We start from the raw sequence: 15,663 nt of genomic DNA, 5'->3' as shown, positions 1-15,663 counted from the left end.
TAGGAGCTTTTTGTCTATTTTCGGTTTAAGGGTACGTTGAGAAATACATAACCCATCAAGTAAGCACTTCATTGATAACCTTACCATGAACATCTGTTAACCTGAAATTTCTTCCCTGGAATTCATAGGTCAGCTTTTCATGATCAAAGCCCAACCTTTCCAGGATGGTGGCTTGCAAGTCATGCACATGGGTACGGCCTTCTATGCCATAGTAACCAATTTCATCTGTAGCACCATGAATATGTCCCTTCTTAACTCCTGCTCCTGCCATCCACATGGTGAAGGCTTCCAAATGATGATCTCTACCATCAAATCCTTCTCCTGTTCTGGATTCCATCATTGGGGTTCTACCAAATTCTCCTCCCCATACCACAAGGGTATCATCCAATAGGCCTCTTTGTTTGAGGTCCCTTAGCAAAGCAGCAATGGGTTGATCAATGTTTTTACAAGACCTGCGCATTCCTGCTCCTACACCATTGCCAGCACCCACACCGTGGGTATCCCATCGGTTATCGAAAAGTTGTACAAAGCGCACGCCTTTTTCAACCAATCGTCTCGCTAAAAGACAGTTATTTGCAAAAGAGGCTTTTCCGGGGTTGGTGCCATACATTTGATGGATGTACTCTGGCTCATCGTTGATGTTCATGGTCTCCGGTACAGATGTTTGCATGCGGAAAGCCAGTTCGTATTGGGAGATGCGTGTTAATATTTCCGGATCGTTTGATTCATCGTATTCCATCTTGTTTATTTGATTGATGGCATCAATGGATTTTTTTCTCAGGTGGCTGTCAATGGAATTTGGATTTGACAAAAACAAAACCGGATCACCTTCGGAACGACACTGTACGCCTTGGTAGATGGTTGGAAGGAAGCCACTTCCCCAGGCACTTTTACCCGCACTAATGGCTCCGCCACCAGAAGTAAGTACCACGTAACCTGGAAGGTCTTCATTTTCAGTACCCAATCCATAGGTCGACCAGGCCCCTATACTTGGCTTGCCCAGCCTGGGACTGCCAGTGTGCATAAACAACTGGGCTGGGGCATGATTGAATTCGTTGGTATGCATGGCTTTTAGAAAACTTACCTCATCCACCATTTTTGCAAATTCAGGCATATAATCAGAGACAAAAGCGCCTGACTGGCCATGTTGGCTAAAGTTGGCTTGAGGGCCTAGTAGTTTAGGCGTCCCTTTCAAGAAAGCAAACTCTTTTCCTTCCATCAGGGATTGGGGCGTATCTTTGCCATTTAATTCCTGCAAGGTGGGTTTGAAATCAAATAGCTCCAAATGAGAAGGACCACCTGCCATGTGAAGGAAAATCACACTTTTTGCTTTTGGCGCAAAATGTGAGGCTTTTTTTTCAAGTAATGAGGTTGCCGGATCAGGGCTAGACTTGCTACCGCAGCCGATAAGTGAGCCCATGGCCAATGCGCCAAGTCCAGAGGTGCATTTTTTTAAAAAATGACGCCTGCTATTGTACTGTGCTTCACGGATAATTGCTTCTTCCCAAATATTCATCCTATCTCCTGGTTACAAATTCATCTAAATTTAACATGGCATTGCTTACGATCCGCATGGCGGCTAATTGAGCGTTTTCATCCAGATCTTTACCCTCTCCTTCATAGTAGGCGAGTGATTCCAGATAAAGCTTGTGCAACACTTCCACTTTTTCTGATTCTGGTTTTTTGGCAGTGACCAACTGAAGGTTTTTTTCTATACCACGCTTAATGTCCCCGGCACTTTCCTTCAATATTCGCTGCGCCCAAGCCTCCGCAGCTTCTATGTATACGGGGTCATTTAACAATACCAATGATTGAAGTGGGGTGTTTGTTCTGATTCTTCTGGAGGTACAAATTTCCCTTGAAGGACTGTCGAAGGTGACAAAGGAAGGGTAAGGGTGTGTTCTCTTCCAGTAGGTGTATACGGCTCTTCGGTATTTTTCCTCTCCTTCGCTAGGAAACCAAAACTTACCATTAAAACTAATGATGTTTTCAGGTTGGTAAGGCATTACACTTGGCCCTAACTGTTTTTCATTCAATAAGCCACTGATGGCCAAAGCCTGATCTCTAATGGTTTCTGCCGGTAACCTCGTTCTTGAACCCCTAGATAAGTATTTATTATAAGGGTCTTTTTTCATCTTTTGTTCGTCAGTAGTGGAACTTTGTCTATAGCTCTGAGACATAAGAATCTTTTTAATCAATGTCTTCATGGACCATTTCATTTCATCCTGAAAGTTGACAGCCAACCAGTCCAGTAATTCTGGATGACTTGCAGGAATGCTCTGACTTCCAAAGTCCTCCATGCTTTCGACGATGCCATAACCAAACAGTTGTTCCCAAATGCGGTTGACAAAGACCCGTGAGGTCAGGGTGTTTTCACCACTAACCAGCCATTTGGCAAAGTCTAGCCTATTGGGTTCCTGACTAGATAGTGTACCCATGATTTCAGGGATTCCAGCTTTTACCTCTTCTCCTTTTGATCTCCAATCTCCTCTTTCAAATACATAGGTTTTTCGAGAGTTGGATTTAGGTAAGTCCTTTAAAATAGGTGTCTGTACAGGTTTAGCATTTGAAAGTTCCACTAATTTGGCCTGTATGCTTTGTGGATACTTGTCTATTGATGGAGATTTTTCATGGTAAAATACCCAGTCTAATCGGATTAAATCTTGTGCAAAAGTTTTGTCTTTTTTAAAGTAATAAAAAACATCTCTTTTACCTGATACAGGTTTAATAGGGACCTTTAAGGTTTCCCAGTCCTTTGGTTTGTTTCCTGGGAAGTTTTTGTCGGTAATACCAAAGTTTCCTTTTCCAATGATTTCACCTAACATGGAGTCCAGCCTGATCTCTAGTTGGGCGCCATAAATAGAGGCATAGCCTAAGGAAATGGCAGTTACCTGATCCAGGTCCACATTTTCAAACATGATCCATGAACTGTCTTGTACCTGCCAGATGGATTCCTGATCATGGGCTACCAATTCTATAAACCTGCTTTTGTCCTGAAATTCTTCTGCTTCTACCTTTCTATACCCCAGGTTATAGAGCAGATCTTCCTTTTGTTGGTGTAAAAATTCATCCGAAATTTTGGGTAGCTTTTCTGAAGGTTTGAGCTTGTCATTGACCCAGGAAAGCAATTCTTTTACTTTTTGCTTATCTTCAGCTTGGTAGGTGAAAACTTTTGGTTGTTCATTGTATAGGTCTTTGTCCTGTGTATTGTTAAAGAATGCCTGACTTTGGTAAAATTCTACATGCCTGATGGGGTCATAAGGATGACTGTGACATTGGACACAAGCCATGGTAGTACTCTGCCAGACTTCGTAGGTTGTGCCCACTCTCTCCATGACTGCAGCTACTCTAAATTCCTCATCATTGGTTCCCCCTTCATCATTGGCCATGGTGTTTCTATGGAAAGCCGTAGCCAATAAGTCCGATTCTGTTGGTTTGGGTAGTAAATCTCCAGCCAATTGGGCAATGGTAAACTGATCAAAGGGCATGTCTTGGTTAAAGGCATTAATCAGCCAGTCCCTGTATTTCCAAATTTCCCTGTGCAAGTCTTTTTCATAGCCTTTGGAGTCGGAATACCGTGCAAGATCCATCCAGAAAGCAGCCCATTTTTCTCCAAAACGAGGAGAAGCAAGTAATTTGTCTACTGTTTTCTCATAAGCCATGGGAGATGTATCGCTTATAAATTCTTCGTAAGCTTCCAGTGTTGGGGGCAATCCTGTAATGTCCAATGAAAGCCTTCTTAGCAGTAATTCTTTGGGCGCTTCTTCATTAGGCCTCAATTCGATTTCCTCCAGTTTCTTAAAAATGAAATGATCAATCTCATTTTGTGCTGGCACATCCATGCTTACTTCCGGTACTTCAATTTCTTTTTTAGGAGCTATATAGGCCCAATGCTTCTCCCAATTGGCACCTTGGTTGATCCATTCTTTGATCAAGTCAATTTCTTCAGTTGACAATGGAGCCTTGCCCAAAGGCATACGCATTTCCGGGTCATGGTGGGTAAGGCGTTTGACCATTTCTGAAGCGCCGGCATCTCCTGGTATAATGGCCGGTTTGCCTGATTCAGTATTCATTTTCGCTTCTTCCTCAAAGAGCAAAGAAAATCCGCCGGATTGCTTTACACCTCCGTGGCAGGAGATACATTTATTGTTGATTATTGGCCGTATTTGACGGTTATAACTTATCTTTTCTTCCCCAGACCACATCCAATAGGTAAGGACAACAATGAGGGGCATTAAGAAAATGAGGTAACGGCTTTTCATTTTGGGTAGTTAAGCTGACAAAGGCATTAAATGTAATGAATTAAAGCATTATTTTCAAAGACCAGATATGTACTGATCTTTTAGGTTGGTGTAAAAAGACTTGTGTTTACGCAAATCATAAGTTAACTTTTACCAATTAAGCAGGATAGTACAGGGTAGTTGTAATGCAAAATTTTAATAGTATTGTAACAAGCAGCTCTTGTGTTAAGTTTAGTAATTGACTGTGTTTGCAGTTGTTTTATGAAGCCATTTGCTTGCTAATAAGTGGATTATTTTTTTTAGGTTTATGTTCTTTTCTTGGCCAAGCTTATGAAAAATGTGTGTATTGCCTGCTGAGATAAAAAATTGAAATTAATGATTAAGATGAATAAAGATAACCTGTTATTATTCTGTGGGATAGTTTTTTTCTTGGTTTTGGGTGTCTCAAATGAGGTGCAGGCCTTTGGTACGGTCTTGCTATTTCAGGCAGAAGAGGCAGAAACTACTTTCTGGTTATGGCAGCTTTTTGGGCGCCTTCACCCACTTGCAGTTCACTTTCCTGTGAGTTTCTTGATATTAGCGGCCCTGCTTGAGTTGATTACACTCAAAGACTTTAACCACAAGCTTAGACCAGGCATTACTGCCTTGGTATGGGCAGGAGCAGTTGGAGCAATCGTAGCTGTTATCTTGGGTTTGCTTTTAGCAAACATAGAAGACTATGGTGGTAGCATGCTTGATATTCATCAGTGGACAGGAATAGGGACTGCCTTATTGAGTATTTTCTTACTTGTCTTGATGGGAAAAACCACTGGCAGTCAAAACGCCAAAGGAGTTAAAGTTTTTCGGGTTGCTCTTATTGTTACTGCCGTGGCAGTGTCTGTAGCAGGACATTTTGGTGCCTCTTTGACTCATGGAGAAGAGTACTTAACAGAGACCTTGCCATGGAATGAACCCGAATTTTCTTCAAAAGACTTGGATATAGATCTTGTGGCTTTTGAATCAGAAGGAGAATTAAGTGAGCAAAAGCAAGTTGAATTGGTTGGTAAGGTTAGGGCCGTTTTTGCCCATAATTGCTATAAGTGTCACAGCGATGCCAAGATAAAAGGTGAGTTGAGGCTAGATACGAAGGAGTTTGCTTTTGAAGGTGGAGAGTCCGGGCCGGTAATCATTCCGGGAAATGCCGGGAAAAGTGACTTGGTTCGTAGAATAAAACTGCCTAAAGACCATAAAGAAGCCATGCCTTCCAAAGGGAAAGTGCTCTCTGATGATGAGATTGCGTTAATTTCTTTCTGGATTGACAAGGGGGCTCCTTGGCCGGATGCTGCAGAAGATGTAAGTGTGTACAGAGTAGCAGAACTTGCACCCCGGAGACCAAATTTACCAGCTCCTAGAAAAGATCTGAATCAAGCTATTGACATTTGGGTAGATGAATATTTCGAAGAACAAGAAATTGATTGGAGAGCGCCTGTTGATGATAAAGTATTTTTAAGGAGAATATACCTTGACCTTTTAGGTCTTCAACCATCTACCGAAGAATATGATACTTTTATAAAGGACAGCAGACCTGACAAAAGGGCCTTAAAAGTAAGAGAGCTTCTAGATAGAGATGACGATTATGCCACTCATTGGTTGACCTTTTGGAATGATGCTTTGAGAAATGATTATACTGGTACAGGTTATATCACCAAAGGTCGGTATGCCATTACGGATTGGTTGTACAGCTCCCTTCGTGACAATAAACCTTATGACCAATTTGTAAAGCAATTGTTGAATCCGGATGAAAAATCGAAAGGCTTTATAGAAGGAATACGATGGAGAGGGGACGTAAATGCCAGTCAGGTCACCGAAATGCAAGCAGCTCAAAATGTAGGACAGGTTATTTTAGGGCTTAATCTGAAATGCGCTTCTTGCCATGACAGTTTTGTAAGTGATTGGAAACTTGAAGAAGCCTATGCTTTTGCCAATATCTTTTCGGATTCCTCATTGGTCGTAAGCCGCTGTGATATTCCTACTGGAGAAAAGGCAGGGACTAAGATTTTGTGGGAAGAATTAGGTGAAATTGACAGCACTGCCAACAGGGCTGAAAAGTTAGAACAACTTGCCAATTACCTTGTTCAACCTGCCAACGGAAGGCTTTACCGTACTATTGTTAATAGAATATGGAAGCAATTAATGGGTAGAGGGCTGGTGGAACCTGCAGATGAAATGGACAATATCCCATGGAGTCAGGATCTATTGGATTGGCTGGCAACAGATTTTGAAGATGAAGGCTATGATCTCAAGGAATTGATATACAAGATTGCAATTTCTAAAGCTTACCAACAGCCGGCTGTAGCCGTAGAAAATCCATTGTTTCTTGCGGATGATGATTTTGTTTTTGAGGGTGCTGTGATACGTAGAATGACTGCCGAACAGTTTTCTGATGGAGTAAGTCAGAAAATCCACCCAATCTTTAGTGAGGAGCAAATGAAATATAACCCAAATGAATTGGCGGTATCTGAGCAATCTGATATTGGCTTTGTTCGGGCAGCACTGGTGGCTAATAATGGGCTTCTCAAGGCCCTTGGTAGGACAAACAGGGAGGTTGTTATGACGAGTAGAGACAGTCAGGCAAGTTTATTGCAAGCCTTGGAGTTAACGAATGGTGAACAGCTAAACAATACCCTCAAGGAAGGGGCTGTCAAATGGAAGGAAAAGTATGAAGCCGGTGATATTATTGTTCATGAAGTATACAGGCAATTACTGGGTAGAGACCCTCAGCAGAATGAATTTAATATAGCCATGGCAGTATTGGGAGAATCTCCAGAGCCTGAGGCAATTCAAGATTTATTTTGGGCTGTTTTGTTACTTCCTGAATTTCAATTAATTTACTGATCAAAAGCAAAAGCTATGAATTATAATTGGAGAAGAAGAGATTTCTTAAAGAAAACAAGCGCTGCTTCTATAGCAGCCATGGCTGCAGGAGCTCCAATTTCAGCCTTATTGAATGCTTGCTCCCCGAAAGAGCAATTAACAAGTACGGCAGATACCGTGATTTTACTGTATATGGCTGGAGGTATGGCCCATACAGAGACATTTGACCCTAAAAAATATACCCCATTTAGAAAGGGAATGGAGTCCAAAGAGGTTTTAAGTACTTTTAAAGCAGTTCCTACTGTTTTGGATGGGATAAATTTTTCTGAAGGACTTGAAAACATTGGTCAGATAATGGACAAGGGAAGCCTGATCCGTTCTTATGTGGCGGCTGACCTGGGGCATATATTGCATACCCGCCATCAATATCATTGGCATACCTGCTATGAGCCACCACAGTCAGTAGCGGTGCCTCATATGGGTTCATGGATGGCCAAAGAATTGGGGCCTGTGAATCCTGTTATTCCTCCTTTTATAAATATTGGACAGCGTTTTACTGTAGGTGAAGGAGAAGAGTTGAAAGCTTTTCATAGTGCAGGATTTTTAGGCAGTGAATATGGGCCTTTCCTAATACCAGATCCAACCTCTGGTTTGGATAGTGTTCGACCACCTGTAGGGATGTCTACCAAGCGGTTTGAAGCAAGAAATCAACTTTACGAAAATTTAATAAAAGAAAGTGCCATGGGGGAATTTGGTAGTGACTACCAAAAAGAATCCTTAAAGCGATCCATGGAACAGGCTTATATGTTATTGAACTCTCCTGAGGCCAAAGCCTTTGACCTGAGCCTTGAACCCAAAGAGAAATACGATATTTACAATACCGGGAAATTTGGCTTAGGTTGTCTTATGGCCAAAAGACTGGTAGATCAGGGTGCTCGATTCATCAGTGTCACCTCAGAGTATGAGCCTTTCAAAGGTTGGGATACGCATGAGAATGGGCATACTAGACTTACGGACATGAAAAAACAAATTGATGCTCCTATCGCCCAACTTATAAAAGATCTTGATGAAAGTGGTAGGTTGGACAGGACCATGGTGGTTTTGGCCAGTGAGTTTAGCAGGGATATGCTAACAGAAGGCAGGCCGGGAGCCAAAGTAAAAGATCAGGTAGAGGTTCCTGATATTATTGAAGACCTTAAAAATTACGGTATGCACAGGCATTTTACGGATGGATGCTCAGTCTTGATGTTTGGGGGAGGAATTAAAAGAGGGCATGTGTATGGAAAAACTGCGGATGAGAGACCTTGTAAAAGTATAGAGAAGCCCATTAAGATAGCTGCCTTACACCAAACCATTTACCATGCCCTTGGTATGGATCCAGAAACGAATTATGAAATAGAAAAACGTCCTTTTTATACCACTCCTGATGGACATGGGGAGGCAGAAATGGATTTATTCGCTTAAATTAGTACCATGAAAGAAAACTTAAACCCAAGAAGGGAATTCCTTAAAAAGTCAGGTCTGACCGTACTCGCCGGTGCAGTTGTTCCCAATATAATTGTAAATAAAACTTACGCAATGGAAAAAGACAATTTACTAGGCCATGGTTCTCACCGTTATAAGGTCATAGAAGGCTGGGGCAATTTGGACCCAGTGAAAAATCCTGTAAATGATTGTCATGAAATGGTGGAAGATGCAAAAGGAAGATTGATCCTTTTGACGAATGAGACCAAGAACAATGTCATCATTTATGATAAATCCGGAAAGTTGCTGGAGACCTGGGGGTCTACCTATCCTGGCGCACATGGGCTTACTATCAGTGATGAAGGTGGGGAGGAGTTTTTATATATCTCAGACAATACCCGTAGTCAGGTGATCAAAACTGACCTTAAAGGTAGAGAGATTATGGTTATAGATTACCCAAGAGAAACGGGTAATTATGCCTATCCCAAGCAATTTGTCCCCACTGAGACGGCCATCAACCCTGCCAACGGCGATATTTACATTGTAGATGGATACGGTTTAAACTACGTGACCCAATACAATGCCAAAGGGGAATTGATTCGTCAGTTTGGTGGCAAAGGAGAAACCAATGAAACCTTTAACTGCTGCCACGGAATATTGGTGGACACAAGAGACAAAAGCAACCCTACTTTATTAATTACAGATAGGGGCAATATGCAATACAAGCGTTTTACCTTGGATGGAAAATACATTAAAACAATTCCTACACCAGGTTCATTTGTTTGTCGTCCTGTATTGAGAGGAGACAATGTCTATGCTGCTGTCTACAGAAGTACCACGCAAGCCTATCCAAATTCCGGTTATATCACCATTTTGGACAAAAATGACCAGGTAGTCTCCACTCCAGGAGGTACTGCTCCGGAATATGTAAATGGAGAACTTCAGGAACAACGCAAAGACATGAGCTTCCAGGGATTTATGCATCCCCATGATGTCTGTGTAGACAGAGATGAGAACATTTACGTTCCACAATGGGCCTCACAAAAAACCTATCCAGTTAAGCTGGAAAGGGTTTAACCCGAAATATGCAATAGACATTCTATTACGTGCTGAAATCGCTCTAAAATCAGCCACTTCGTTATTGTTTTCAATTTCACTATAGCGGTGCTATGCTAAAATCTCCAAACAGCCTGATTTTCTTGCAATTGCAACACTTCCCGTAAACACGGGACAGGCTTCACCCCTGACATTGTCAGGACGGAGAAAGCCTATTACATAATCCGAGTTTAACAGAGGATTTTATAAAACAGACAAAAAAAGCCATCTTTTATTGAAGATGGCTTTTTTTGTGGCAATTGATTTACATATAAGCGGTATTACACCCCTCTTATGGTTCCCAAAGGAACATGTCCTTAAATCCTTGGCTCCTTTAATCGAAAAACCTCTCCACACTTGGTGAAATCCCAAGCTAAAGCGCAATGGAGTATACTTTCGGTTGGTATTGGTAGTAGGAGGAAGGTTTAGGTACTTATTTCTAGTATTACTCTAGCATCTCGATTTCACAATTAAGCATTTCTATTTGCCGTTGGTTGGCTTCAATTATTTTTTGTTGTTCTTTGATGGCATTTACCAAAACGGCCATTAGATCCATGTATTTAAGTTTTAGATGTTGGTCGGATTTATCTATACTTACCAATTCAGGCATTATTGTTTGTACATCCTGAGCCATAAAACCCATACGCTTTTCTGCTGACTCATCAGATTTATAGGTGTAGATTTTTGCATCCAATTGCAGTGCTTCTGCTAGCCCATATTGAAGAAAAGAAATATTGTCTTTTAGCCTGTAATCTGAACCGGCCATTGTACAATTGTCATCTTCTGAACAATCTCCATCAGCACAATCTATTTGTCCATCGGAATCATCATCAATACCATTATTACAGATTTCGACTTTAATGTCTTTGTCATCATCGTCTAACGAGCAGGACAATATTCCTATACTTAAGATTAAAATAAGCGCAAATTGAATATTAGGTTTCATAATGGAAAGGTTTATAATGTTTTATATTATAATCAATTTAAAAAATATGTTGTAAGAAAAAATATTTCTGGTTTGATTTTTCAATAGCATGACCTTAAACAAGCGATTTGGTGAATTAAATAGCAATAGACTTTCAATGAGGGTATTATTGCTTCACCGCAATGGAAGCTGCAGGGCTGCATTGGTATTAAAATTTCCTGAAATTACTTTTCTAATTACTCAATGACGTACACTCCATCACCTGTGCCCATCCATATTTCGCCATTTGGGGCCTGAGAAATACTGAATACGCTTATGTCCTTGAAGGTTTCTTCATCGTAGGACCAGCTTTCATGCATATAGATTGCATATCCTGTATATCCGGCACACCATATTCTATCGAAACTGTCAACTAGAATTTTGCTAATTTGAAAAGATTTGTTGGCATTAATCTGCTTGCCTACCTTTTCATCAAAGGTAAAAAGCGGTGGCCTACCACTGGTATTGGAGCTTGAAAAGGAATAATCAATCCCGGCTACCAAGTCTCCACGGCTGTTTTCTTCCAGATTTGTGATGGAATATGGGTTAAAGCCTAAGTTATCCGTATTGTAGAGGCTCCATTCCCCCTCTTTTATTTTGGCTAGTTCCACATTGCCTACGCTGGTTTGGGAAGAAACCCATACTTCATCCTTGTGGGTTACCTTTATACCGCTTACCCAATGGGCGGTTAAAGGTGAATTGTCCGGAGTGTAGAAGGTGAGGCCGTCTTCATCCAGTCTACCTAATCCGCCGCTGTTGAATCCTCCCATGGCAAACCAAACCTGGTCTTTTGAATCGATGTCCAAATCCATAACAACACCTTCCATACCAGGGGTATTGCTGGGATCGTATCGGGTGAAATTTTCACCATCAAACTTTACGAGGCCATCAGTAGCAAGAAAGACTTGATTTTTGCTATCTACTTTTAATACTCGAATCATTTTTGTGATTTCGGGATATACTTTTATGTTTTGGCCATCAAATTTTATCAATCCCTGATCTAATGTTCCCAGCCATGCATTGCCTGCCTTATCAAAATCAATAGTGGTAATGTGGTAGCCCTCCAGGATTTGCTTACTCTGTAGAGGATCCTCTGAAGACCAATTGCATGAGAATACAAGAGGTAAAATAACACACAGGTAGAAAAGGACTTTCATAATCTTTTTGTAGATCGCAATTCCATGTGGAATTGTTTATCAAATTAGTTATTTATGATTTTATTTACAAAATATTCTTGTAACTCGCATCAAAATTGAGATTAATGATTAAAAAGAAGATTGCGTTGGTCATGGGAGGCTATACTGGGGAGTCAGTAGTCTCTTTAAAGAGTGCTGCTGTAGTGGCGCAACACCTGGACGAGGACCGTTATGAGGTTTTTCCGGTCCATGTTTATCAAGACAGTTGTTATCATTTGGCTGCAAATGGAGAAAAAATACCTGTAGACTTTAATGATTTTTCTATAAGCTTAGCTGGGGAAAAGATCAAATTTGATGGGGTGTTTAATATTATCCACGGATCTCCCGGGGAAGATGGTAAGCTTGTAGGGTATTTTGATATGTTGGGAATTCCATACACGACCTGTGATTCCCTTACTTCTTCTATTACCATGAATAAGGCCTATACCAAGAACATCATAGCGGATATTCCTGATTTGCATGTGGCCAAATCAGTGCAGCTATTTGAAAATTATAATGGGTTGGCTGAAGAGTTACTTGAAAAATTGAGCTTGCCGATTTTCGTCAAGCCCAATAGTGGAGGTAGTAGTATAGGGATGAGCAAGGTGAAAAATGCCGAAGAGTTGGACTTGGCCTTGGACTTGGCCTTTAAGGAAGATGATCAGGTGATGGTGGAGGAATTTGTTAGTGGTAGGGAGTTTTCTATAGGGATTTATAAAGCCAAAGGGAAAATTACCGTTCTTCCTTCGACAGAGATCATCAGTTCAAAGGAATTTTTTGATTTTGAAGCCAAATACAAGCCTGGTGTTTCTGAAGAAATTACTCCAGGAAGAATGGATGAACGAGATGTAGAAAAGGTCAAAAAAATAGCCGAACAAGTTTACCGGAAATTGAATTGTAAGGGAGCGGTACGGATGGATTATTTTTTGGAAACAAAAACGGATGACTTCTATTTTATAGAGATCAATACTGTACCTGGGCAAACGGAAACTAGTCTTATCTCTCAGCAGGTAAAAGCAGTAGGAATGAATCTTAAGGATTTCTATACAGAGCTGATTGAAGAAATGTGGCATTAATTTAAATAGTTGAATGTGAAAAGTGAAGTCAGGATAAATAAGTTTCTAAGTGAAATTGGCTATTGTTCCAGAAGAGAAGCTGATAGGATGATTGCGGCCAATAGGGTGACCATTAATGATAAGGTGCCTGAGATGGGTACTAAAATTGTTCCTGGAGATGTGGTGAAAGTGGATGGAGAAGTGGTCTCCGCACCAAAAGAAAAGCATGTCTACATTGCTTTCAATAAGCCCGTAGGTGTTATTTGTACCACAGACACAAAAGTAAAAGACAATATAGTAGACTACATCAATCACCCACAGCGGATTTTTCATATTGGCAGATTAGACAAGCCGAGTGAGGGACTTATTCTTTTGACTAGTGATGGGGATATTGTTAATAAAATATTGAGGGCGGGGAATGCGCATGAGAAAGAATACATAGTAAAAGTAAACCGACCCATAGAAGGAGATTTTATTGATAGGATGAGTAAAGGTGTACCCATTTTAGATATTGTCACCCAAAAATGTTACGTCAAGCAACTGAAAAAGGACACTTTTAAGATCATCCTTACCCAAGGCCTCAATCGGCAGATAAGAAGGATGTGCGATTACCTTGGCTATAAAGTCGTTGCCCTCAAGCGGGTTAGAATCATGAATATTTCTCTAGACCTGCCCAAAGGTAGATGGAGGGACTTGTCTGCTGAAGAACTAGATGAAATTCAATATTTGGTAAAAGATTCTTCAAAGACTGCCCCAGATGCTGAATAAATAAGGTTTTTACTTGAGTTTGCTGCTAAGAATTTTTGTCGTTAAGGATTTTCTAATTTCAGGCTATAAAATTATATCTAAAATTAATTTATGGCAATATAATAGCTGTAATATAAATTATAATGTAAAAATTTAATTGATTTATTGCCAAAATTTTAATTTTATGATCTTTTTATTACCTTTGATATATCAAACAAAGACAAAAGGTCTTTGGTCAATAAAGGCAAGTATTTTATTGATGATATATACTGTAGGATGATGAAACTGGCAGACATGCCCTCCTGTCTCGGGGGTGGGGAACACAGAATAAAGAAAATAGCGAGCTCGTATTTTTCCTAACTGCCCCGTGGAGGTTCGACTCCTTCTCCTACAGCAGGTTATTTTGGGTTTATTGTTAATTGACTAAGGCTATGAGATTTTGTTTCATAGCTTTTTTTTGTGCTTAGTAAATTGGCTTTTTTTAACCCGGATTATGTAATAGAATTTCTATTGCATATTTCGGGTTAAACCCTCTCATTTATAAATGCTAAAACCGCATCGTAATCAGTTTGATTTCGATGCGGTTTTAGTTGTTTTTTACTGGTCTTGAATTTTAAGAACCAGTAAATGATCTTCCAATGCAAAGGATTTAGTGTTGAAGTACCATGTCTCCATTTACTATTTGTTCCAATACCATTGGGTCATTTAATTCTTGAATACTTGCAATGATATGGTCTGGAGAATAAGCATAGGTTTCAAGATCGTCTATTTTGGTAGAACCTGTGAGCGTTAATACTGTTTTGAATCCCATTTGAACACCGCCAAGTATATCTGTTTCCATGGTGTCTCCAATCATAATGGTATTGGCAGAACGTGTTCCTAATTCCGCTTTGGCAATTCTCATCATTACAGGGTTGGGTTTTCCAGCGCTAAAGGCTTTTCTACCTGTTGCCATTTCTATCATTGAAACAAAAGCGCCACAGCCTGAACGAATAGAGTTGTTCGAGCTTGGGCAGTAAGCGTCAAGGTTTGTAGCGATTAATTTTGCACCGTTCATGACCATGTTTATCGCTTTATCTACAGATTCCAGCATAATGGTTCTTCCTTCTCCTATGACTACATAGTCTGGGGCATCATCTACGATGGAGTACCCATTTTGGTGAAGCGCTGTCAATAAGCCTCCTTCTCCAATGACATAGGCTGTGCCATTAGGTTTTTGAGAAGCAAGGTACCTTGCAGTGGCTATGGCGCAGGTGAAAATATGTTTTTCCTCAACCCCTATTCCCATTCTGCTGAGTTTTGCTACTACATCTCGGCAGTTTCTTTGGCTATTGTTAGTAAGGAATCTAAAAGGGTAGTCTTCTTCCAGTAATTTTTGAATGAAGTCTTTTGCTCCAGGTATCAATTCTCCTCCTCGGTAGATGACACCATCCATGTCAATTAAAAATCCCGTCTCTTTCATAGTGGTAGTTGTTGTGGTATTAATCTAATGTGTAATTAATAACAAAGGTTCAATAAAAATATATTATAATCAAAGTATTAGCTATAAAAATAATGAATTAATAACAATGGTTAGATTTATTGATAAATAGTTAAAATGAAAATTTTGGTTTAGTTGTTGTTTTCTATTCTAAATTTGCCATTTCTCACTTTGTAATGGCCGGAAAGGAACTTGAATAATTTTTTTGTAAAGGTCATGGTGTTAATTGTGGATTTGAAGGTATTTTAAATATTGTAAATACCAGACAATTTTTAGGTCTGAATTTTTTAAAATGACAACATTATAGCTATAAAAATATAAATAATGTATAAAAACAATATTTTTGTTACCATAATTTTAATTAACGGATCTTTTTCTTACCTTTGACATATCAAACAAAGACAAAAGGTCTTTGGTCAATGAAAGGCAAGTTTTTTTTATTGATGATATATACTGTAGGATGATGAAACTGGCAGACATGCCCTCCTGTCTCGGGGGTGGGGAACACAGAAAAAAGAAAATAGCGAGCTCGTATTTTTCCTAACTGCCCCGTGGAGGTTCGACTCCTTCTCCTACAGCAGGTTATTTT

Annotated in this window: 10 protein-coding genes; 5 read left to right on the top strand and 5 right to left on the bottom strand. The window is 40.1% G+C overall.

What is annotated here, in order from left to right:
• Window positions 1-55 precede the first annotated feature (55 nt).
• Both CA2015_RS06615 and CA2015_RS06610 read right to left on the bottom strand, forming a co-directional pair.
• Entirely contained in the window at window positions 56-1,516 is a 1,461-nt protein-coding gene (locus CA2015_RS06615) for a DUF1501 domain-containing protein (RefSeq protein ID WP_048641197.1), read from the bottom strand.
• Between the two features lies 1 nt (window position 1,517).
• Complete coding sequence (locus CA2015_RS06610) at window positions 1,518-4,262, bottom strand: DUF1553 domain-containing protein (protein ID WP_048641196.1); 2,745 nt, start codon at window positions 4,260-4,262, stop codon at window positions 1,518-1,520.
• Between the two features lie 354 nt (window positions 4,263-4,616).
• Here CA2015_RS06610 and CA2015_RS06605 point away from each other — a divergent pair, with 354 nt between their 5' ends.
• From CA2015_RS06605 to CA2015_RS06595, 3 genes are read left to right on the top strand one after another with little or no spacing between them, the layout of a single operon-like run.
• Window positions 4,617-7,115: a PSD1 and planctomycete cytochrome C domain-containing protein gene (locus CA2015_RS06605; protein ID WP_084011678.1), complete on the top strand. Its 2,499-nt coding sequence runs from the start codon at window positions 4,617-4,619 to the stop codon at window positions 7,113-7,115.
• Window positions 7,116-7,130: 15 nt separating this feature from the next.
• Window positions 7,131-8,558 carry a DUF1501 domain-containing protein gene (locus CA2015_RS06600; protein WP_048641195.1) on the top strand — a complete coding sequence of 476 codons (1,428 nt, stop codon included), beginning with the start codon at window positions 7,131-7,133 and terminating at the stop codon, window positions 8,556-8,558.
• A 9-nt stretch (window positions 8,559-8,567) separates the two neighbouring features.
• Window positions 8,568-9,635 carry an NHL repeat-containing protein gene (locus tag CA2015_RS06595; protein WP_048641194.1) on the top strand — a complete coding sequence of 356 codons (1,068 nt, stop codon included), beginning with the start codon at window positions 8,568-8,570 and terminating at the stop codon, window positions 9,633-9,635.
• Between the two features lie 463 nt (window positions 9,636-10,098).
• On the opposite strand, the gene CA2015_RS06590 is transcribed toward CA2015_RS06595, so the two are convergent.
• Complete coding sequence (locus CA2015_RS06590; protein WP_048641193.1) at window positions 10,099-10,599, bottom strand: tail fiber domain-containing protein; 501 nt, start codon at window positions 10,597-10,599, stop codon at window positions 10,099-10,101.
• 215 nt (window positions 10,600-10,814) lie between these two features.
• A complete protein-coding gene (locus CA2015_RS06585; protein WP_048641192.1) occupies window positions 10,815-11,774 on the bottom strand; it encodes a ligand-binding sensor domain-containing protein in 960 nt (319 codons plus the stop codon).
• A gap of 107 nt (window positions 11,775-11,881) precedes the next feature.
• Between CA2015_RS06585 and CA2015_RS06580 the strand changes: the two genes are divergently transcribed.
• Complete coding sequence (locus tag CA2015_RS06580; RefSeq protein ID WP_048644391.1) at window positions 11,882-12,868, top strand: D-alanine--D-alanine ligase; 987 nt, start codon at window positions 11,882-11,884, stop codon at window positions 12,866-12,868.
• 15 nt (window positions 12,869-12,883) lie between these two features.
• Window positions 12,884-13,615: a 23S rRNA pseudouridine(2604) synthase RluF gene (gene rluF, locus CA2015_RS06575; protein WP_048644390.1), complete on the top strand. Its 732-nt coding sequence runs from the start codon at window positions 12,884-12,886 to the stop codon at window positions 13,613-13,615.
• A 628-nt stretch (window positions 13,616-14,243) separates the two neighbouring features.
• Here rluF and CA2015_RS06570 read toward each other — a convergent pair.
• Complete coding sequence (locus CA2015_RS06570) at window positions 14,244-15,056, bottom strand: HAD-IIA family hydrolase (protein WP_048641191.1); 813 nt, start codon at window positions 15,054-15,056, stop codon at window positions 14,244-14,246.
• Window positions 15,057-15,663: the final 607 nt, after the last annotated feature.

Origin of the sequence: Cyclobacterium amurskyense (assembly GCF_001050135.1) — a bacterium.
GTDB lineage: Bacteria > Bacteroidota > Bacteroidia > Cytophagales > Cyclobacteriaceae > Cyclobacterium > Cyclobacterium amurskyense.
This window is presented reverse-complemented; position numbering and strand designations above follow the sequence as displayed.